This window comes from Brasilonema sennae CENA114 (assembly GCF_006968745.1).
Taxonomy (GTDB): domain Bacteria; phylum Cyanobacteriota; class Cyanobacteriia; order Cyanobacteriales; family Nostocaceae; genus Brasilonema; species Brasilonema sennae.
This window is the reverse complement of record NZ_CP030118.1, coordinates 1,260,375-1,279,957: the sequence shown is the minus strand read 5'-3', so window position 1 is coordinate 1,279,957 and position 19,583 is coordinate 1,260,375. Positions and strand designations below refer to the sequence as shown.

Sequence of the window (19,583 nt, the reverse complement as noted above, 5' to 3'; positions counted from 1 at the left end):
ATGAAGAATTTTCGGCAAATCCTAAGCTTTTACAAGATTTTTCAAAAACAGTATTGGTGTGTAGTACTTCCTAAAACCCCTTTTTCAAATATCTGTCAGAAATTGTTGAAAATTTCTTAAAAAAAACAGTAGTACACCTAAGCCCAACACTGCCTTTGTATTGGAGTGAAAACGCCAAAAATTCCACTCTATTAAAAAAATAACAGATTTTACGGTTAATTTGTCCACTTAATCCTAAGATTTATGACAAAACCTTTAAATTAAATTCCCAATTCTAAACCTCTCTGATCGCAGATTAATACAAGACCAGTTGTCATCTATAAAATTAGGTAAAGTAGACTATTTCGCATTATTACCCTAGTTGTATCTTATGCAAACTCCAAACGGTGTGACATCTACCCTGCAAGACGTATCGCGCAGAGAATTGCCAGAGATAGTCACAGTTCAATTGCAAATCCTGTTGGAAGCGGGGGACTTGCAGGAAGCAAAAGCGATTTTGGTACCTGTACAGGCTCCAGATATCGCTCAGGCAATTGAAGGTTTACCAAAAGCAATGCATGCTTTGGCATTTCGCTTGCTTTCTAAACAAGAAGCGATCATTGTTTATGAATATCTTGACTATAGCGTCCAAGAACGGCTGATCGAGGAATTGAAAAGTCAGGAAGTTCTTGATATTGTTGAAAAAATGTCGCCAGATGACCGAGCGAGGTTATTTGACGAATTACCAGCAACAATCGTTAATCGATTGCTAGAACAACTCAGCCCCAACGAACGCCAAGCAACATCTTTACTGTTGGGTTATGAAGCAGGAACTGCTGGACGGATTATGACGCCAGAGTTAATCTTGCTCCAAGAAGATTTTACAGTGGCTCAAACTTTGGAGCGGATTCGCAGCGTCAATAATGCGAGCGAGATGATTTATTATCTCTATATTACTAATGCAGCAAAGCGGTTGACTGGAATTTTGTCTCTACGGGATTTGGTGACTTCTCAAGCAGAGGAAAAGATTGGCAATGTTATGACTCAAGAAGCGGTGTTTGTCTACACCGATACAGACCAAGAAGAAGTCGCTAGGATGATACAACGATATGACTTTCTTGCTGTACCTGTGGTGGATCGAGAACAGCGTCTTGTTGGTATTATTACCGTTGATGATGTCATAGATATCCTACAAGAGGAAACAACTGAAGATATCTACACATTGGGTGGTGGAGTACAATCACGAGGTGACGGCTATTTTCAGTCAAATTTAATTTCAGTGGCTCGCAAGCGAGTTGTCTGGTTGTTAGTCTTACTTGTGACCAACACTGTTACAGGAAGTATTATTAAATCTCAAGAAGATATCTTGTCGAAAGTGGTAACGTTGGCGGCGTTTATCCCCTTGCTCACTGGTACTGGTGGGAATGTTGGGGCGCAGTCCTCCACAGTGGTGATTCGTGGAATGAACACTGATGAAATGGGTGCTTTGAAACCATTGCAAGTTGTTGGACGTGAAGCACTCGCAGGTGCATTGCTGGGAACAATATTGGGAACGATCGCCACAGTATGGGCTTTCTTTTTGCAAAATAATTTAGAGGTGGCGATCGCAGTTGGAACTAGTCTTGTAGCTATTTCTATTTTAGCCTCCGTCTCTGGTTCCGCACTCCCGTTTTTGTTCCGCCTACTGCGTTTAGATCCAGCATTGATGTCAGCACCCTTTATCACGACAGCTGTGGATGTCTTAGGTGTGTTGATTTACTTTAACTTGGCACGGGTTATTTTAAAAATGTGAGAAACACTCACAAAGCAGTTACCAGTTACCAGTTACCAGTTACCAGTTACCAGTTACCAGCGATCACTTATCAGTCATCAATTGCTTGTTCCCTGTTCCCTGCTATAAGTGCCTACACACCGGATTCCTATAGATATGCGCGTTATTATCCAGCGAGTCAAATCATCTCAAGTGACAGTTAACGGTGAGTCCAGTGCTTGATGAGGGTTTCCCGACCTAGGCATCTGGTGAGTCCAGCGCTCTTGGTAGGGTTTCTCTCATGTGCCACTTCTGTGCCCAGAGCAGCGCCTTGCGGTGAATCCAGCGCTGCCAAGAGTTGTGCCTTGCGGAGCCAGTACTTGATGAGGGTTTCCCTCACTTGGTATCTGGCGTCGGGTTAAGCGCGTTGTGGAGCCAGCCCCGTGCGGAGAGCAGCGCCTTGCGGGGGTTCCCCCCGTTGTGGCGACTGGCTGTCGGGTTCCCCCCGAGCCAGGGGACTGGCGTGCAACTAGCCCCGATAGGCGTAGCCGTGCCGCAGGCATAGGGGGCGCTACGCAAACCCAGAGGGTTTCCCGCCGTAGGCGACGGGCGTTCCCGGAGGGAGCCAGTCCTTGATGAGGGTTTCCCGACAGAGGGACCTGGTGAGACCAGCGCTGCAGGAGGGTCTACCTCCGTAGGCGACTGGCGAACCTGAAGGGCGTTGGGGTTCCCCCAAAGTTTGTCGGGGGAAGCAACCCAAGCGACGAGCTTTGACCGTTGTGGCGACTGGCTGTCGGGTTCCCAAGGCACGTTTTCGGGGGAAGCTTCCCCCGAAAAGCTGCCGCCCCGTTGTAGGTGGGTAACGCCTTCGGGCAGGGTAGAATGTGGCGTCAGGCGACGGGCGTTCCCGATAGCCATAAGGCGTGGCCGTTCCCACTAGGGCGAACCCGAAGGGTGACATTATTGGTAAAATTGGTCGAGGGTTAAACTTGCTTGTGGGCATTGCCGCCACAGACACTGATGCCGAACTTGATTGGATGGTGCGTAAATGTTTGGAACTGCGACTATTTGGTGATCAACAAGACGGATCGCGCTGGAAAAAATCTGTACAAGAAATAGGCGGCGAGTTACTAGTCATCAGTCAGTTTACGCTTTATGCTGATTGTCGCAAAGGTCGCCGTCCCTCCTTTGATCGTTCAGCAGATCCCAAAGTCGCTCAACAATTGTATAATCGTTTTGTTGAAAAGTTACGCGAAAGGGGTTTGCGAGTCGAAACAGGTCAATTTGGGGCAATGATGCAAGTCTCAATAGAAAATGACGGATCTGTTACTTTGTTACTAGAGCGAGAAATAGCATAACAGTTTATACGGAAAAGTAAAATCTCAGCAGCCGCTAGACTCCTATGTACAAAAAGATGAGACAATATTAAACAAACAATAACAAAAGTTTAAATTCACTCATCATGGCTCAAATTCAGTTCTCCAGAGGTAAAAACGAAGAAGGCATTCCACAGGTGCGCCTGACGCGATCAAAGAGTGGTGACAGTTCAACAGCAACGTTTCTGTTCCAAAATCCCAAAGCTTTGGATAGTAACAGCGAAGAAATCACTGGGATGTACATGATTGACGAAGAAGGAGAAATTGTTACCCGCGAAGTCAAGGGTAAATTTGTCAACGGTAAGCCAGAAGCAATAGAAGCTATTTATCTGATGAGATCCAAAGATGAGTGGGAGCGCTTTATGCGGTTTATGGAGAGATATGCTGAAGAAAATGGTCTGGAATTCAGCGGAAAATCTTAAACAGTCATGATTCAAACACAAACTCAGATTGTATAAAGTCACAAAAAAATACCGTAACTCCACAGAGGTTTTCAGGCACTTTTCATTTTTTGAAAGTTTTAAAGTCCCATTCATAGTCTGTTGGATATCTGTGTACTATTGGAATCAGTTGTGGGCTACTTGAGTTGTTTGTTCAGGCTCGATACTGCCCAGTTTGGTATCACCCATACCTATTCTGGGCTTGTTCTAAACTCTACAACTCCATTAATTACTCTTTTTCGGTTATCTCCTAACCATAGTTGAATTTTCTTTTTAAAGTTTTTGTAAGTCAACGCAGACAGTGTTGCATTCTTTTTTTAATGGTATGACTGATTCGATATTGCCTGAAAAAAAAAATTTTCTTAATAATTTAATTTATTGCAATGGAGAAAGATGAAGTTATTCAACCATTAGATAGAGTAAGTGTAACCAACTATTTTCATAAACTATAGAGGTTATCATAAGTCGTCTTTACTTTAACGTGGATGTTAATGTTGTCCTGTGAGCCTTCTACATTGCGTGTTCTAGTGGTTGACGATCACGAACTCACTCGTCTAACCCTAAAATTAGCCTTTTCTGCTCAGGAAAATCTTCAAGTTGTTGGTTTAGCCAGCAATGGTCAAGAAGCTGTAGAAATGGTTAAACGCTATAAGCCTGATGTGATAGTACTAGATTTACATATGCCAGTTATGGATGGTTGGCGTGCTTCGGGTTATATTAAAGCGATCGCTCCAAATACCCAAATCATTGCTTACTCCTCAGTCGAAGACAACAAATCTCAGGAAACGAGGGAATTGGCTAGCTTGGATGCTTTTTGTAAGAAAGAGACACCAACAGGCGAACTTATTGCCCTTGTTAGAAAATTGGGACAAAGTCCATCTAATGATTGGTAACTAGATCAATTATACAACAGATCAACTTGGAAAATGTAAAGCTGCGTATATGGGAACTCAAGAAAATGGAGGTTTTGAAGAGCGTCACACTAAGCTGTAAGTTAGTGTTTGATGACGCTATTTTTAGTAATTTGTATCCCTTGTTAGAACTAACTAAATTTCTGTTTGTGAAAAGGTTCGTCTATACTCATCAATAAGATCATCCATTTCTTCGAGAGCCTGATTCACGTCAACTCTTAAAATTCCTAAGTTTGGTTGTTCCAAGAGACTGAGTAAATACTCTCGTTGACTTTGAACCTTAAGCACTCGTTCTTTGATAATTTGTGCATCCATTGCTATCCTCCTGTCTTCAACTGATAGATTTACATAATATAATTGCGCACAACGACCGAAAAGGTGCAAATAGCGCTATCACTGTTTCAGGTGACACAAGAGGTACCTGCTGTTAAACCCTTGAAGCCAAAACTTTCCACTCTTGAAGCTATAAACACAGATCCATCTTTAAGTTCGCTACAACCCAAGCTGTCGTTGCCGTGTAATTCGAGCTGGGCTTTGAAAACCGCGCTTTATATTAACAAGCTAGACAGGCATGATAGCTGCAAATTGTAACTATCATACCATTTCTTTCCACTTTTTGCTAGCTTTGAGCGATCAAATCTCACCTGTGTTCTACTTCAATTTACGATAATTGACTCCTGCTCTTCCCTAAGTTGTTCCTGATCACCGATGATAGAAAAATAATGGTACTAGGAAGACATAACGAATTAAAATCATGTTAGGTCAAATTTCATTAGGAACGCTAGGTATAACCATCGGCGGTGTTTTGACTATCATTGGTTTTGCTGCCTACGCTGCAGACAATGCCACACTTAATCTTATCGGTTTTTTTTATGGAATTCCTCTTTTACTAGGAGGATTAGCACTCAAAGCTAACGAGCTTAAGCCTGTACCCTTGAGTCAACCTACGACGCCACAAATGTTGACACTTAGAGAAAAGCAAGGAACTCCTACTCAAAATAAAATTCGCCAAGACATTACTCGATTTCGCTACGGTCAAGACGTGCATTTATACGAAGCGCTCTCATTTCTGAAGCTTGGTTCTACAGATGATGATATACCAGTTGTCACACAATTACAAGAAACAGAAATTAATGGAGCTTATGCTTTGATTTTGAAATTTGATTCCCCAGCGGTACCAATCGAAGTTTGGCAAAAAAAGCAGGAAAAAATGACCAGTTTTTTTGGCCCAGGGGTAGAGGTAAAAGTGACACAGCCAGAATCTGAGAAAATTGATTTGACGCTAATTGCTACTGAAAAGTAGTTATTATTCACTAGTTCTGAGTTATTTGATCAAAAGGAGTCAGAAGTCAGCGAAGAGGCATGGGAGCACCCGAGCACTCCTTGCAGGGGAAAAGACTTCATACGGAGTCTTACACGAAGTGCGATTCGTTGGCTGTCGAATCTCGGTAACCAGTCCGGCGCGACCTGAAATGGTCGTTTAGTAAGTGGAGGCTTCTCCGCCAAGGGATTCACACCCCTTGCCCTCACGTAAAAGACTCATTCGAGTCCGGTCACGACCTAGTAGGTAACGAAAAAGTCGGAATGCAGACCACGAAAGTATCTTCGACTACCAGCCTAAAGGTGGTCAAGAGCAAGAGGAAGTTTTTCAATGGTGAACAAACGTAAACTGTTTATAAAACTGCGTGATGTACCAAAGAGCCAAATAAGGCTGATAGGCTTTACCCAAAAGGGACGTGGATGGATTAGTGACTCGGACTTTCACTAACCGTGTGAACAAATTTCCACCGCAGAAAAGACAGCACCTAAAGAAAAACAAGAAAACTAAACGACACAACAGGGTAAACCCCACAAAGTCTAGGAAAGGTCGAATATTCCTAGTAAGTCTGAGGCAACGAAGACCGAAATCTCTGGAGGGTAGAGGATGGAAGAAAAAGCGAATGCTGGTTTGTAACGAACCAGATAGGGGTTGAAACATCACCCTTGACCGAAAGGAAAGCAGACTTCTTCTGGGTCTTATACGAAGGAAACCGAACAAAGGAATCTAATCTAAGGACAAGTTAGATGATGTCAGATTTGACTTCAAACGGACTAAAGAAACAGCTAGCGAACTGGAACCATATTAATTGGAGAAAAATCAATAAAGCTGTTAGAAACCTACGTCAAAGAATCTTTCGTGCGAGAAAGCTTGGTAACTTTGGCAAGTTAAGAAACCTGCAAAAGTTGATGCAAAGAAGTCACTCCTGTTTACTATTGTCAATTCGACGCATCACCCAGACCAATCAAGGAAAAGAAACGGCAGGCATTGACAAGGAAATTGTCAACACCCCGGAGCAAAGGGTGATTCTGGTAAACAATTGGAAAGGTGGAAACCTTAAACCAACACGCAGGGTAGAAATACCCAAGTCTAACGGCAAGAAACGACCGCTCGGAATCCCGACCGTGCGCGACAGAATCGAACAAGCAATAGTAAAGAACGTACTAGAACCTGAATGGGAAGCTGTGTTTGAGCCTAATTCCTATGGGTTTAGACCGGGAAGAAGCTGTCAGGATGCAATAGGGCAATGCTTTAACAAAGTAGGGTTCAATAAAGCAGGTGGACACGCTTGGGTTCTAGAAGCTGATATCAAAGGCTTCTTTGACAACATAGCTCATGAATCCATTCTGACGATGATTGGTAATTTTCCTAACCGAAGACTAATCAAAGAATGGTTAAAAGCGGGTTTTGTGTTCCAAGGGAAACTCAACCCAACGGAACAAGGTACGCCACAAGGGGGGGTAATTTCACCTCTTCTAGCCAACATTGGCTTGCATGGCTTAGAAAGCTACATTAAAGCCACCAATCCAAAACTTGGTGTGGTACGTTATGCCGATGACTTCATTGTCACGGCTAGAGATAAGGAAAGTCTCGAAATCGCCCAAAACTTGATTCAAGCATGGATGTCAAAACGGGGTCTTGAACTCAGTCCTGAGAAGACGTTAATTACGTCAATGGAAGATGGCTTTGACTTCTTGGGGTTCAATGCTAAACACTACAACGGAAAACTTCTAATAAAACCATCCAAGAAGAAGGTTTTAGCCTTCTGTACACGGATTGGCAAAGAAATTAAAAACCTCGGTAGTGCAGAACAGGAAGTTTTAATTAACAAGCTCAATCCAATTCTCAGAGGTTTTGCTAACTACTACAAAGGTGTAGTAAGCAAAGAAACCTTTAACTACATCTCACATCGAGTGTGGCGATACCTTTGGCGTTGGGCTAAGCGTAGACATCCCAGCCCTTTCAACGCGAACAAATGAACTAGTGAGTCATTCCAATGACACAAGTTGCAGATGAGTAGGAAAATAGATATTTTCGACCAATTTTAGCGTGTGTTAACTCTGAGAGTTATGAGTGGAGTTGAGACTAAAAATCGGCGATCGCCATCGACAGTAGAAACTTCGCTTAGGCGTGAGCAAAAGGTGTGATGAGCGAACAAGCGGAAATGCTCGAGTTGTCTCCAGGAGGCACGAGGGGGGCTGCGCCCTCCCTCAGGACTCCCCCCGTTGCCTGTCGCTGAGCGACCGCCGCTATCAAAATAGCGAGTGAAGCGGCATCGCCTGTCGTGGCGGTCACTCACCCTTCGGGTTCGCAGTCGCTACAACGGGGGGAACCCCCGCAACGCGCTGCGAACCGCTTCGCTGCGACAGGCTCAAAAAAAGATTACTTATCTCAATAGATATCTAAAAGGCGTGCAGTCGAAACATGACGATGTCTATGATCAACAATTAAAGGTTGGCGTTTTTTCTTCGGACTTCTTATGGCTTTGAGAAAACGTTTGAGATTCACGCCAGTCGCCAGCTGTTGTAAAAGTTGTCCCATTTGGTCTAAAGAATATGTCCTGAATATTTCCCACTGCTGGGATGGAATAGCAATCATCATCCCGCGATATGTGCCTTGAATTTCATCTACTAAGTAGAAATCAGACAAACCTGCATCAATTTTGGCGATGCCATGTACGCTTCCTAAGGCGGCTTTTAGAGTGGCGAGAATGTTGTATGTTACTAACGCCATCGAAAACGAGAACAGGGCAGCTTTAGGATAGGCTAACGTTTGAATTTCGGCGTTAAAATTTTCAGTTACGGTTTGAAAAAGGGTTTCTAGACTCCAACGATTACGATATAACTCGGCTATTTTTGCCGCATCAGCGTGGCTTAAGGGTAAGTTTGTCAAAATCGCTATTTCCCATTCTTTGTCTCGTGTTGGCACAAACAACTTCAGCACAACTCGTCGGCATTTTAAACGATTTCCCTCGTAACAAATTTCGATGCACTGCTCAAAAAGATTTCCTGTATCGGTTTGACCCAAAGCTCTTAAGGTGCTCAGTTCTGTCCAACCTAAAGACCCATGTTGCCGAATCACAAAGAAAGCTTTTTGCTGTGCAATCGTCCACAGAAACTTGGCTGTGCAAAAATTCCGGTCTCCAGTCCAAACATCGTTTGGTTGTACACCAGACAGCACATTATCAAATAAACTCCGCTCATTTGCATGACCATCTTGACAAAGAATAATATCTATTACCAGTTTTGATAGTGGATCTAATACAACTATTGCTTTACCTGGCAAAGCTTTAGCTGCAAATAAACGAATTGCATCTAATCGATGGTCTGTAGCAGCCAAACAAGTCCCATCTACAATTTTATGCCGATATCCTGGTAGTGGATTTGGCTGTTCTCCACCCATGATTTCAATTAGCACTCGCAAATCGCTCGCTGTTTCTCTTACCAATGCTTGACTCACACTCAGTTCTACACCGCAGAGCTTTTTATATAGTGCTGTGGTGCTCACAATCAGGTTTGTTGCTCTGGCTTTATAGGCGGCATGAACCGATTTTTGAATTCCACACACCACCAAACTCATCAAATCTACTTGGCTGGAAAATAGTAATTCTTGCTGGTGCTGTACTTTCGCGTGAGTTTCAAATAATTTATCCATCCGTTCCGGGGCAAATACACGCTCCATTAATCCTCGTGCCATTACACTTACTGGACTTTCTTGGACAAATTGTTCAAAAATGGAGCGTAGCATCTTGACACCCAAACTCGCCCTTATATCTTGAGGATACATCGAAGTTGTACCTCAGATTCCTGACTGGCACAGGGTTTTAGATTTCAAAATCCTAGTTCATTTGTTCGCGTTGAAAGGGCTGGCATGATTAGGCACAGTGACATCACTAGTGAATCTTGGAAAGACTTACCCTGGAAGAAATTCCGCCAGAGTCTATTCCGCCTACAAAGAAGGTTGTATAAAGCAGTTCAAGTTGACGACATGCGGAAAGCGCGGTCACTCCAGAAACTGATACTGAAATCCAAAGCTGCAAGAATGCTGGCGATACGTCAAGTAACTCTGCGATTACGCTGGTAAAAGGACGGCAGGTGTTGATGGCAAAGCGTCCCTCACCCATGAAGAACGCTTTTCGCTTGAGAAACTTTTCAAGTCCCAAAAAAGTGCCAATATGGTGACTCGCTGGCTGCCTACCCTACGGTACGCTCGGATCTAACACACAGGTGCGGGACATAAGCGCGACTTGAAAGGTCGTTTAGAACGGAGAGCCGACTCTCCTAGAGAATTCACACTCTCTACCCTAATGTAAAAGACTTTCCGGAGTCCGGTCACGCCCAAGTAGGTAACGAAACAGGCGGAATGCAGACCACAAACGTAACCTTAACTACTAGCCCAAAGTGGTAAGGAGCAAGAGGGAGTTCTCCCAAGATGAACAAAAGTAAATTGATGTTTAAACTGCGTCATCGCACAGGGAGCCAAATCAGGCTGACAGGTTCCAACCAAAAGGTAAGTGGGTAGATTTATGGTTTTATGCTCTATAAATCGTGTGAATATAACTCCCACCGCAGGAAAGTCAACATCTAAAGGAGAATATACACTAAGCGAAACAACAAGGTAAACCCCATAGAGTCTATAGGATGTCGATACCAATAGTAAGCTAACCGCAAGGAAAGCAGAATCCTCTGGAGGGTAAAGGATGGAGTAAAAAGCAAAAGCCCGTTTGTAATGAACGAGATAGGGGTTCAAACTTTGCCCCTGACCGAAAGGAATAGCAGACTTACTCTGGGTCTTATGAGAAAGAGAAACTCACAAAGAAACTTAATTCAAGGACAAGTTAGATGTCGTACCTCGGTACAACAAACGGACTAAGAAAACCACTAGAAGATTGGAGCCAAATCAACTGGCGAAAAATCAACAAAGCGGTTAGGAATCTGCGTCAAAGAATCTTTCTCGCGAGAAAACTTGGTAACTGGCGGAAGTTGAGAAACCTCCAAAAGTTAATGCAAAGAAGCTACGCCAACCTATTACTCTCTGTTCGGAAAATCACTCAGACCAATAAGGGTAAAGCAACGGCAGGAATTGACAAAGAAATAATCAATACCCCAAAGCAGCGAGTGAAGCTGGTAAACAACTGGAGTGGAGGAAATCAAGATCCTACAAAACGGGTAATGATCCCCAAAGCCAACGGTAAGAAACGACCGCTCGGAATCCCAACCGTGCGCGACAGAATCGAACAGGCAATAATAGTCAATTCACTAGAACCCGAATGGGAAGCCGTATTTGAACCAAACTCCTATGGATTCAGGTGCGGTAGAAGCTGTCATGATGCCATAGCACAAAATTGGATAAGATTAAATGCAAGTCCAAATGCTAGAAATAACTGGGTTTTAGAAGCTGATATTCAAGGATTCTTCGACAATATTGCCCATGAATCTATCCTTAGACAACTAGGTAATTTCCCAAACAAAAACCTAATCAAAGGATGGTTAAAAGCTGGATTTATCTTTGAAGGGATATACAGCCCGACAGAAACGGGTACACCACAAGGAGGGGTTTGCTCCCCGCTCCTAGCCAATATCGGATTGCATGGATTAGAAACCTTTATAAAATCCACCAATCCAAAACTTGGAGTGGTTAGGTACGCTGATGATTTTATAGTCACAGCTAGAGACAAAGGAAGCCTCGAAAATGCCCAAATCCAGATTCAGCAATGGCTGTCAGAAAGAGGTTTGAATCTCAGTACGGAGAAAACGTTCATAACGTCAATGGCAGATGGTTTTGACTTCCTCGGCTTCAATCACCGCCATTATAATGGCAAACTGCTTATCAAACCCTCGAAAAAGAAAGTCTTAGACTTTTGTAAACGAATCGGTCAAGAAATAAAAGCAATGAACGGATGTGAACAAGAGGTAGTCATCAAAAGACTGAACCCAATTCTCCGAGGTTTTGCTAATTATTACAGAGGTGTGGTTAGTAAAGAAACCTTTGAATATGTCAAAAGTAGAATATGGCAATACCTCTGGCGTTGGGCTAAACGTCGCCATCCCAACAAGAACACAAAATGGGTACGGAAACGTTACTTTCAGACCAGAAATCGCAAGAAATGGACGTTCGCTACATCTACTAGCGACCGCCGAGGCAAACAAAAGGATTTAATCCTATACCCGATAGCGTACACGCCCATCGAACGCCATGTAAAGGTCAAGGGGGAAGCATCACCGGATGACCCCTCACTCAAAGAATATTGGGAAAAACGCCACCAAAAATATGGTAAGAGCTACTGGGAGAAAAACTCTCGGAATTATAAAATCGCTCAAAACCAAGACTGGAAATGTACCTGTGGTGAACCATTATTCAATGGAGAGGAAATAGAAACCCATCACATCGTACCTGTTGCTCAAGGTGGACTTGATGACGTAAAAAACCTTCAGCATCTACACAAAGCGTGTCATAAGCAGGTACACACAAAATCCAAGTCAACTCGCTTGAAGTAAGGCTTGAGCGCAGTGAGTGCGAAAGTCTCATGCTGCGTTCTTAGGGGAGGGGAGAGCGGTGACGCTCGAACCTTACCCGACTACCTGACATCGACTCTACCAAAATTTGGGAATTTTTAGGGAACAACGCGATCGACAGATCAACAAAATACAGGGCTGACCATTTTTTCAGGGTCAGGCTCCGGTAAAGGGGACAACTAATTTTTCTTAATCATTTTTTTCCCTGCTCACGGGCTTGTGCTACAAGTCGGCTCTGCCGACGGCACATGCTAACTCCTGCCCTTCGGGCAACAGACACAAAGTAGTGTGCAAGGGAGGGCATAGGAGATACCCGAAGGGGTTTCCCGACAGAGGCATGTGGCGTACGCGCTGCCTCACCCCGGCGCTACCTCCTCCTGGCAACTGACGTCTCTATTCTTCTGAGCTAATGACTAAGAGCTAATGAATAATGTTTATTTTTCTAAACGAACAGCATACCACTGTAAATATCGACCAGAACCAACATCTAACTCGCAACTCGTATCGATTAAATATTTTGCTCGTGCCTCTACTGAATCAAGAGATTGTAAATCGGGTGGCAAGTCCTCAAATTTAAATGTGTGTAAAATTTCTTTGAGCTTCTCTAATAACTCTAAAGCAGAAAGAAATTGTTCGGGTTGGTTTGTTTCTAAAACGACAAAATAGTCTTGTTGATACATTAATGAATCTGGCATAAGTAGGTGAGTTAAATCAAGGATAGGATAAAGGATAGGTATAGATTAGTGAAATCAGTGTTCTATATAACAATTCTAAATAATCAGCCCTATGGCTAATGTCATGGCTGCACCGTATGCGCTTTGCCCATACGTGAAATATTTGCTCTCGGCTATGCTTTGTCCAAAGTTGTAACAAATGACTCCGGCTTCGCTCTTTTTTAGGGAATTAGAACAATTGGAAAAATCTAGATGTAAAAAAAGTTTGAGGTCTACAAAGGATATGATCACTTAAACAATATCTCATTTTAAACAACAAGTGCTCGTGCGATATGGGCTCGTCGCCTCCCTCCTTGTTTACTAGAACACCGATTCACTAATCCCAAAAACCCGGTTTCTGTTACTGGGAAGACCGAAGTTTCGTTAACTCAACAAGAAAAAACCGGGTTTTTTAGTCACAATTATGAATACTGAATCGGTGTTCTAGGTTAACTTATGGGAAAACCCTCTTCAAAATCCAACTAGGGCGATAAGCCGGAGAACTTCGGCGTGAGCGCGAAGCAACAGAGGTCTTCAATGCATCGCCATCTTTGCTAACGCACCAAATCCAGATTTTTTATTGCATTTTTGTCAAATCTAAACAAGCGTGGGAAATGATTCATCACACCTTTGGGCATGTTTATAGTACGTCTTCAACGTTCATGTGTAGCCTATCCTTTTGGGACTGGTGTAATCGCAAAGACTGTATTTTATGTTTTTCAATGTTGACTTACTTGTATAAGTCACGGTGTTGGATAATTGCTTAATGATTTCACACGGTGATCTATATGTTGTTTAGTATTTTTGGCTCCTATGGAATGCAACTCATGTCAGGCATAAGCCCATTGTTCATCACCAAAGAAACTCCTGTGATTCTCGTGGCTGATGATGACAAGTCAACGCGAATGCTGTTGCGTGATGCTATGGAAAAGGAAGGCTATCGAGTAGTCGAGGTTAGTGATGGTAAACAGTGTCTAGATGTATACGCATCTGTCAAACCTGATTTAGTTTTACTAGATGCTGTTATGCCTATTATGGACGGCTTTACATGCTGTAAGCAACTGAGCAAAATATCCAGCAATTTTGGTAACTCAACACTTGCTAATCCAGTGATAGAATCTTCATTGAACACCAGTGCGATTTCACTACTTTGGAATAGTACTCCCATATTAATGATTACTGGCTTGGACGATCCTGAGTCAGTGGATCGCGCCTTTGAAGCAGGAGCAACCGACTATGTCACCAAGCCTATTCACTGGGCTGTTTTGCGTCAGCGCGTACGAAGACTACTCCAACAAGCGCAACTGTACAAACAGTTTGAGGCTGCTACCCATGCTTTGCACGAACTTGCCAACATAGATGGATTAACTGGAGTGGCTAATCGTCGCCGCTTTGACCACTATTTAAATATTAAGTGGTTGAACTTAGCACAGGAGCAACTGCCTTTATCACTGATTTTATGCGATATCGACTATTTTAAACTTTACAACGATAAATATGGTCACCCTGCTGGAGATGTCTGTTTGCAAAAGGTAGCTGCTGTCTTGAACCGTTTGGCTCAGAGAAATGAGGATTTAGTAGCGCGTTATGGTGGTGAAGAATTTGCAGTGATTATGCCTAACACTCATGCTGCTGGTGCTGTTCACGTTGCAGCTAGCATACAAGCTGGAGTCAGGGAATTACAAATGGATCACTCAGAATCTGAGGTTAGCCATTACCTCACCTTGAGCTTAGGGGTAGCGACGACACTCCCCAGTTTTGAAGCTTCTTCAAAAACTTTAGTTGTTGCAGCAGATAAGGCGCTTTACCAAGCAAAAGCAGAAGGACGCAATCGCATTATACTCAAGCAATTGAACTGTTGAGTGGTTTTAGCTTTACAATAGAAATAGTCAAACTGTGGTTAAGATAACAATTAATTTAACTAAAATTTTGCAAGTTTCTTACTAAAAAAGCCGATGACGGGATTTGAACCCGTGGCCTGCTGATTACGAATCAGCTGCTCTACCACTGAGCCACATCGGCATACCTCCGGATTATTATAGCTTATGACGCAACAAAATAACAAAACTCGTATTAATTCAGAACAATACGCCCGTCTCAAGGCAGAAGCCACAGCCCCCTATCGGGGCTTACGGCAATTTATCTACATTACTTGTGGTGCTTCTGGTTTTATTGGTATAGTCATCTTTCTTTCTAAGGTACTTGCAGGACGTGATGTTGAGAGCGCGTTGCCGAATTTAGCACTTCAAATTGGAGTCGTTGCTTTAATGGTTTTTCTTTGGCGTTGGGAGCAGCGTAGACAACAACGCCCCAAATAGCAATTAATTACAGTTGACTTCTGAATCGTGTTTGAAGCTTATCTTTGTTGGTGATTGATTATTTTTCATAATCAATTGGGAATTTTTTTATCACAAAATCTCCTATTTTCCTTTTTTGAAGTGAATTACAAGCTTTTGCGATAGCGTCTCATACCTTTAGAAAAGTAAGCTCATAAAGAGGTCAAACAGCTTAAAACCAGCTATCCAGAATAGAAGCTGAGATTCAACTTTGGTGCTTTGAAGGCTTCATCGAGAGAAGCTGCTACGAACAAAGTATTGTCCAAGCCGATCGCTACCTTTTATCCTGGCGGAAAATTGGGTTGTAACTCCGCCCTTTTCTCTTTGATTGCTTTTGTCGTATTCCAAGCATTTGTACCTGGGAGTTGATAAGCTAACAAAATGACTGCTGGTGAATCGTCAAATAACGTTGTCGCACTATAATATTGCGCCCCAACTACCGCTCGACCAACATCTTTTAACCGCATAAGCGTACCATCATAGTCTTTTTGCACCACAATGTCTTCTGCTTCTGCAGGAGTAGGTAAACCAACAACTTGCTCGTAGAGCAATTTCATACTGCTGCTACTCTGTTGTCTTGTCTATTCTTGTGGTTCTTCTCACATTCTTGCTATTTTTTTGGGAATATTTTAGGCGTTACAGATTTGATAGCGTCCCCTTTTGACCTTGGCGAACAACAAAAATTCTGGTTAATTGAAGGATGAAGTGTATTGTTTTCTAAAAATTTGTGTTTTCACTTTTGCTCTATATTTTTTTGTATTTTTATATACGAGTATCAAAATTTTAATTAAATTAAATTAATCTTTCTTCACTTTGCGAAATACAAAACCATAAAAAATAAAAAAATTATTAGAAAATATCAAACGGGGCGAATTTACTGAGAGACTAAGTATAGTTCAAACGGGGTCAGCTTATATAAAGACCCTGAATATACATTTCAAATGTTTTTTAAAAAGGGGTCATGTAGATTTAAAGACCCGAATGTTAGCTCAAATAACAATATGTAAAGCGCCAGACGAACAACTTGTCAGTCATGGCGCTTTTAACTTTCAACTTATGGAGTTCTTACCAAATACGGAGAAGGAATTGCTTTAGCGCTTCCTTTATTAACTAGTGCTTGGTAAACAAAGGCAGCAACTTCTGCCCTGGTAGCTTGACGATTGGGATTTAACTCCTTAACTGTCGGGTAATTTATCACCAGTTGCTGTGCAGTGGCTGCGGCTACTGAATTGGTGGCATAGTTGGGAATCTGGGAAGCATCGTTATATATGGAGAGAACATTCTGATTATTCACAGATAAGTTCATACCGCTTGCTAAGGAGACTAGTACCTGCACTCGCGGAATTTGTTGCTGTGGTTTAAAGGTACGATCAGGATACCCAGAAACAAAGCCACCTTGATACGCAGATTGAATGACTTGGAAACCCCAGAAATTACTGGCGACGTCGCTGAAATTTGTGACTTGGCGCTTAGCTGTGGGTGCAAAGGCTTTGGTCACAATGGCGGCAAATTGAGCACGGGTGACAGGTTCATCAGGTTTAAAAGTGCCATCGGGAAATCCAGCAATAATATTCTTAGAGGCTAGAGCTTCGATGTAGCTTTTTGCCCAATAATTAGCTGGCAAATCCTTAAACGCAACTGCGCCACCTGCTGATGGTTCAACCTTGGCGGCGACAAATTCCACTTGACCAAGAATGCGCTTGGGGTCAATATCATTGCCGACCGCCACAATAGTATTCTTACCCTTGCTGTTGTTCACGTCATGGGCAGTATTACTGCGGATCAAGTTACCGCCAGGACTTTCAGCGGTGCCAAGGTCAGGTGAAGCATTCATGATCACGATTATGCCATCGCGTTTATTCTTTTGAATGACATTTTTACGGAGTACTGGTTTCGCTGATTCGGAAATAAACAGACCATCTTGGTTTCCAATAATCTGGTTTCCTTCTACTAAGGGTGTGGAAGTACCACCGATCGCTAAACCAAAACCTGTGTCCTGAAATAAATTATTCCGAATCTCTCCAGTCGCCGACTTAGCAACTGAAATCCCATTGCCTTTGTTTTGAACAAAGACATTATTTTCTATTTTTGGATTACCTTGACCTGTAACAAAAACACCATCTCGTACACTATTAGTAAACGTACTATTTGTGATTATAGGATTAGTCGATTCCACCCATATACCAGTACCACGTTGTTGTGGGTTGGTGACTGTTACTCCTGTGATCGTGCTATCTTTATCAGCACGAATCGTCATATTCTGACGGGCAAAAGTAGGACTAATATAAACGCCACTACCTGTAATTAATACTCCCTGACCTTTTGTCGATTCATCACCGCGCAACGTCACGCCTTGTTTGATTAAAAGTGGAAAAGTTTCTCCATTTTCTTGGTTATAAGTACCAGGAGCAAGTTGAATAACTGTACCTGGCTGGGCTTGATTAAGAGCGTAGGTAATGGTTTTATATGGAGCAGCTTCCGAGTTACTAGCACTAGTGCTGTCTGTACCAGTTTGTGGATTGACGTAAATAACGCTCGCTGCGGTTGGAGCTTGTAGTGGAGGAGTTTGGACTGAAGGATCTTGCACTGAAGGAGCTTGCGCCGTAACAGTTGAGGCAATACCTTTAGTGTCGATCGCACCAGCGTTAACCTCAGATACTGGTATTATGAACCCACCAGAAACGACTAATAAAGCGGTTAGTCTTGCTGGAAAAGACAAGGTAAATGTAAGGGATTTACCAGTTTGAATGCGAAAATTTTGCTTTTGCCGAGTATGAAATCCCTGAGGTGCCATTTTATTATTAATGATCTGCGGAAATAGTGTTAGTTGATAATGGTGTCTCTAACAGCAGGCGTTGCTGTAAAACTCATGCAAACTATAGCTGAAGACCTGTATATTGACATCTGGGTTCCTGCGTGAAAAACAGAAATTTTTACATTCTTTTACATATAGTTTGCACATCGACGCGAATTTTGCGGAGTAGGGGTATTTCATACTTCCCTACACCAAGCAACTCTTATTCTAAATTCTTTCTTCTACACTTAATACCATTCATCCGTACACAGATCAAAAATAAATCAGATTTCTTCAAGAAACCTGATTTTTGAGGTTAAGTAATGTATTGTAAAACAAAGATGCAATTCATGATTTATGACTAATAACTACTAGCGTTCTTACTTTGTCAAAAGTCACTCAGTGCAAGGGAAGTGGATTTCCCGACAGTTCAGAACTGTCCACCCTTACAGAGTCGAACCAGTTGGGTTTTACGAGCCTTGGAAACTGCCTTCAAAGGAAAGTATTAATTTTGACACTTACTGCTTCGCCAGTTGACGGCACTTGCGTGACTGTCGGCACAAATGACAGTTAATCAACTGGCACACGACTGAAAAATCAGTCGTGTGGGTATTCCATCCCGATATAAATAACGCAGAGTTTCAATTCATTTTATTTATTGAAACTCTGCTTCGGGGCTATCTGCCTCCCGCGTTATTTTAGGTATGTTTATTGACGCGTCCGCACTCATTAGTAAGCTAATGTTTCTAAGGTTTCGCGCAAATAACCTTGTACTTGTTCCTCAAGGCGTAGCTTCTGAAATTGAGTATCGCGTTCTAGTAGCCAGCGCTTGAAACCAGAACTTGCTGCGATCGCGGACTTTAAGTTATTCCAAATTTCAGCATTAGCACTAAATTCGTAATCCTTAGAAGTTTTCATTCCAGCCATAGTTTCTTGTTCCTTAGTTTCAAATATGAATCTTTAGAGCTAAGTTTAATGAAGCTGTAGCTCTTGTAACTATTACATTTTACTAATTCTTTCTCAGGGTAATATCTATCTTGCAGCAAATTCTGTGTTATTCGACACGAAAAAATTGAGTTATACTCACTGAAATAGCCCAAAAGATTATAGAAAACATTCAAGCGGCTATGGCAAAGACGAAACCTAGTTATCTTGATGATAGCCGCGCAAGTCAGTCTTTGGGTTAATACCAATTCTGTGTAACCCTGATTTTGATGATAAAGTATTTTAAGAAGAACACAGAACGCAGTAATCAGAATATCCCCACGGATGGAATCCGGGGGATTTAAGAAAGGGAAAAACTTTCTTGGTCTCCAAAGGATTTATCCGGGCGTTTGGGTCTAACACGAAAAAATCTGGCAGCCTTCAAACAACGAGTACTCGTAAATGCTGACAGGTCAACAAATACAAGGCTGCCAGATGTTTAGGGGACAATGAAAGGGCTTTATACC

17 protein-coding genes, 1 tRNA gene and 1 pseudogene are annotated in these 19,583 nt (G+C 42.5%); 10 read left to right on the top strand and 9 right to left on the bottom strand.

What is annotated here, in order from left to right; genetic code table 11:
* The first annotated feature begins 370 nt into the window (after positions 1-370).
* Positions 371-1,771: a magnesium transporter gene (mgtE, locus tag DP114_RS05410; protein ID WP_169266855.1), complete on the top strand. Its 1,401-nt coding sequence runs from the start codon at positions 371-373 to the stop codon at positions 1,769-1,771.
* Positions 1,772-2,028: 257 nt separating this feature from the next.
* On the opposite strand, the gene DP114_RS05405 is transcribed toward mgtE, so the two are convergent.
* Both DP114_RS05405 and DP114_RS05400 read right to left on the bottom strand, forming a co-directional pair.
* On the bottom strand, positions 2,029-2,292 hold the full coding sequence (locus tag DP114_RS05405; RefSeq protein ID WP_172195163.1) for a hypothetical protein: 264 nt from the start codon (positions 2,290-2,292) through the stop codon (positions 2,029-2,031).
* An 8-nt stretch (positions 2,293-2,300) separates the two neighbouring features.
* Positions 2,301-2,666, bottom strand: a complete 366-nt coding sequence (locus tag DP114_RS05400) for a hypothetical protein (RefSeq protein ID WP_171975640.1) — start codon at positions 2,664-2,666, stop codon at positions 2,301-2,303.
* Between DP114_RS05400 and dtd the strand changes: the two genes are divergently transcribed.
* The 3 genes from dtd (at position 2,653) to DP114_RS05385 (ending at position 4,438) form a co-directional block, all read left to right on the top strand.
* Positions 2,653-3,087 carry a D-aminoacyl-tRNA deacylase gene (gene dtd, locus DP114_RS05395; RefSeq protein WP_171975639.1) on the top strand — a complete coding sequence of 145 codons (435 nt, stop codon included), beginning with the start codon at positions 2,653-2,655 and terminating at the stop codon, positions 3,085-3,087. The genes DP114_RS05400 and dtd overlap by 14 nt on opposite strands.
* Before the next feature lie 104 nt (positions 3,088-3,191).
* Entirely contained in the window at positions 3,192-3,527 is a 336-nt protein-coding gene (psb28, locus tag DP114_RS05390; protein WP_171975638.1) for a photosystem II reaction center protein Psb28, read from the top strand.
* Positions 3,528-4,030: 503 nt separating this feature from the next.
* Positions 4,031-4,438: a response regulator gene (locus tag DP114_RS05385; protein ID WP_169268868.1), complete on the top strand. Its 408-nt coding sequence runs from the start codon at positions 4,031-4,033 to the stop codon at positions 4,436-4,438.
* Positions 4,439-4,591: 153 nt separating this feature from the next.
* On the opposite strand, the gene DP114_RS05380 is transcribed toward DP114_RS05385, so the two are convergent.
* Positions 4,592-4,771, bottom strand: a complete 180-nt coding sequence (locus DP114_RS05380) for a hypothetical protein (RefSeq protein ID WP_169268869.1) — start codon at positions 4,769-4,771, stop codon at positions 4,592-4,594.
* 439 nt (positions 4,772-5,210) lie between these two features.
* Here DP114_RS05380 and DP114_RS05375 point away from each other — a divergent pair, with 439 nt between their 5' ends.
* The gene (locus DP114_RS05375; RefSeq protein WP_171975637.1) at positions 5,211-5,759 is read left to right on the top strand and encodes a DUF2854 domain-containing protein; all 549 of its coding nucleotides are present in this window, start codon (positions 5,211-5,213) and stop codon (positions 5,757-5,759) included.
* 761 nt (positions 5,760-6,520) lie between these two features.
* Entirely contained in the window at positions 6,521-7,753 is a 1,233-nt protein-coding gene (gene ltrA, locus DP114_RS05370; RefSeq protein ID WP_169268871.1) for a group II intron reverse transcriptase/maturase, read from the top strand.
* Between the two features lie 412 nt (positions 7,754-8,165).
* Here ltrA (DP114_RS05370) and DP114_RS05365 read toward each other — a convergent pair whose 3' ends face one another.
* Positions 8,166-9,560, bottom strand: coding sequence for a transposase (locus DP114_RS05365; protein WP_246162595.1), 1,395 nt, complete (start codon positions 9,558-9,560; stop codon positions 8,166-8,168).
* Between the two features lie 84 nt (positions 9,561-9,644).
* Here DP114_RS05365 and DP114_RS05360 point away from each other — a divergent pair.
* Both DP114_RS05360 and ltrA (DP114_RS05355) read left to right on the top strand, forming a co-directional pair.
* Positions 9,645-9,936, top strand: a pseudogene (locus DP114_RS05360) (reverse transcriptase N-terminal domain-containing protein); the annotation flags it as partial.
* 679 nt (positions 9,937-10,615) lie between these two features.
* On the top strand, positions 10,616-12,271 hold the full coding sequence (ltrA, locus tag DP114_RS05355; protein WP_169264597.1) for a group II intron reverse transcriptase/maturase: 1,656 nt from the start codon (positions 10,616-10,618) through the stop codon (positions 12,269-12,271).
* 452 nt (positions 12,272-12,723) lie between these two features.
* Here the strand turns inward: ltrA (DP114_RS05355) and DP114_RS05350 are convergent, their stop codons facing one another.
* Positions 12,724-12,984, bottom strand: coding sequence for a CRR7 family NDH-1 assembly protein (locus DP114_RS05350; protein ID WP_169264598.1), 261 nt, complete (start codon positions 12,982-12,984; stop codon positions 12,724-12,726).
* An 845-nt stretch (positions 12,985-13,829) separates the two neighbouring features.
* Here DP114_RS05350 and DP114_RS05345 point away from each other — a divergent pair.
* Positions 13,830-14,864 (top strand): GGDEF domain-containing response regulator, encoded by a 1,035-nt coding sequence (locus tag DP114_RS05345; RefSeq protein WP_171978120.1) that lies wholly within the window; start codon positions 13,830-13,832, stop codon positions 14,862-14,864.
* An 88-nt stretch (positions 14,865-14,952) separates the two neighbouring features.
* Here DP114_RS05345 and DP114_RS05340 read toward each other — a convergent pair.
* Positions 14,953-15,024: transfer RNA gene (locus DP114_RS05340), tRNA-Thr, on the bottom strand.
* A gap of 23 nt (positions 15,025-15,047) precedes the next feature.
* Between DP114_RS05340 and DP114_RS05335 the strand changes: the two genes are divergently transcribed.
* On the top strand, positions 15,048-15,320 hold the full coding sequence (locus tag DP114_RS05335; protein WP_169267794.1) for a DUF3493 domain-containing protein: 273 nt from the start codon (positions 15,048-15,050) through the stop codon (positions 15,318-15,320).
* Positions 15,321-15,619: 299 nt separating this feature from the next.
* On the opposite strand, the gene DP114_RS34290 is transcribed toward DP114_RS05335, so the two are convergent.
* From DP114_RS34290 to DP114_RS05320, 3 genes are all read right to left on the bottom strand, one after another.
* Entirely contained in the window at positions 15,620-15,895 is a 276-nt protein-coding gene (locus DP114_RS34290; protein WP_211178678.1) for an efflux RND transporter permease subunit, read from the bottom strand.
* A gap of 497 nt (positions 15,896-16,392) precedes the next feature.
* Entirely contained in the window at positions 16,393-18,132 is a 1,740-nt protein-coding gene (locus DP114_RS05325) for a DUF1565 domain-containing protein (RefSeq protein WP_171975636.1), read from the bottom strand.
* Positions 18,133-18,861: 729 nt separating this feature from the next.
* Positions 18,862-19,059, bottom strand: a complete 198-nt coding sequence (locus DP114_RS05320) for a hypothetical protein (RefSeq protein ID WP_169267796.1) — start codon at positions 19,057-19,059, stop codon at positions 18,862-18,864.
* Positions 19,060-19,583: the final 524 nt, after the last annotated feature.

What these genes read in the sequence shown, in the direction of transcription:
- ltrA (WP_169264597.1), top strand. Translation starts at nt 10,616, where the DNA reads ATGTCGTACCTCGGTACAACAAACGGACTAAGAAAACCACTAGAAGAT.
- DP114_RS05380 (WP_169268869.1), bottom strand. Translation starts at nt 4,771, where the DNA reads ATGGATGCACAAATTATCAAAGAACGAGTGCTTAAGGTTCAAAGTCAA.
- ltrA (WP_169268871.1), top strand. Translation starts at nt 6,521, where the DNA reads ATGATGTCAGATTTGACTTCAAACGGACTAAAGAAACAGCTAGCGAAC.
- DP114_RS05345 (WP_171978120.1), top strand. Translation starts at nt 13,830, where the DNA reads ATGTCAGGCATAAGCCCATTGTTCATCACCAAAGAAACTCCTGTGATT.
- DP114_RS05365 (WP_246162595.1), bottom strand. Translation starts at nt 9,560, where the DNA reads ATGTATCCTCAAGATATAAGGGCGAGTTTGGGTGTCAAGATGCTACGC.
- DP114_RS05405 (WP_172195163.1), bottom strand. Translation starts at nt 2,292, where the DNA reads ATGCCTGCGGCACGGCTACGCCTATCGGGGCTAGTTGCACGCCAGTCC.
- DP114_RS05350 (WP_169264598.1), bottom strand. Translation starts at nt 12,984, where the DNA reads ATGCCAGATTCATTAATGTATCAACAAGACTATTTTGTCGTTTTAGAA.
- DP114_RS05335 (WP_169267794.1), top strand. Translation starts at nt 15,048, where the DNA reads ATGACGCAACAAAATAACAAAACTCGTATTAATTCAGAACAATACGCC.
- DP114_RS05385 (WP_169268868.1), top strand. Translation starts at nt 4,031, where the DNA reads ATGTTAATGTTGTCCTGTGAGCCTTCTACATTGCGTGTTCTAGTGGTT.
- psb28 (WP_171975638.1), top strand. Translation starts at nt 3,192, where the DNA reads ATGGCTCAAATTCAGTTCTCCAGAGGTAAAAACGAAGAAGGCATTCCA.
- mgtE (WP_169266855.1), top strand. Translation starts at nt 371, where the DNA reads ATGCAAACTCCAAACGGTGTGACATCTACCCTGCAAGACGTATCGCGC.
- DP114_RS05325 (WP_171975636.1), bottom strand. Translation starts at nt 18,132, where the DNA reads ATGGCACCTCAGGGATTTCATACTCGGCAAAAGCAAAATTTTCGCATT.
- DP114_RS05375 (WP_171975637.1), top strand. Translation starts at nt 5,211, where the DNA reads ATGTTAGGTCAAATTTCATTAGGAACGCTAGGTATAACCATCGGCGGT.
- DP114_RS34290 (WP_211178678.1), bottom strand. Translation starts at nt 15,895, where the DNA reads ATGAAATTGCTCTACGAGCAAGTTGTTGGTTTACCTACTCCTGCAGAA.
- DP114_RS05320 (WP_169267796.1), bottom strand. Translation starts at nt 19,059, where the DNA reads ATGGCTGGAATGAAAACTTCTAAGGATTACGAATTTAGTGCTAATGCT.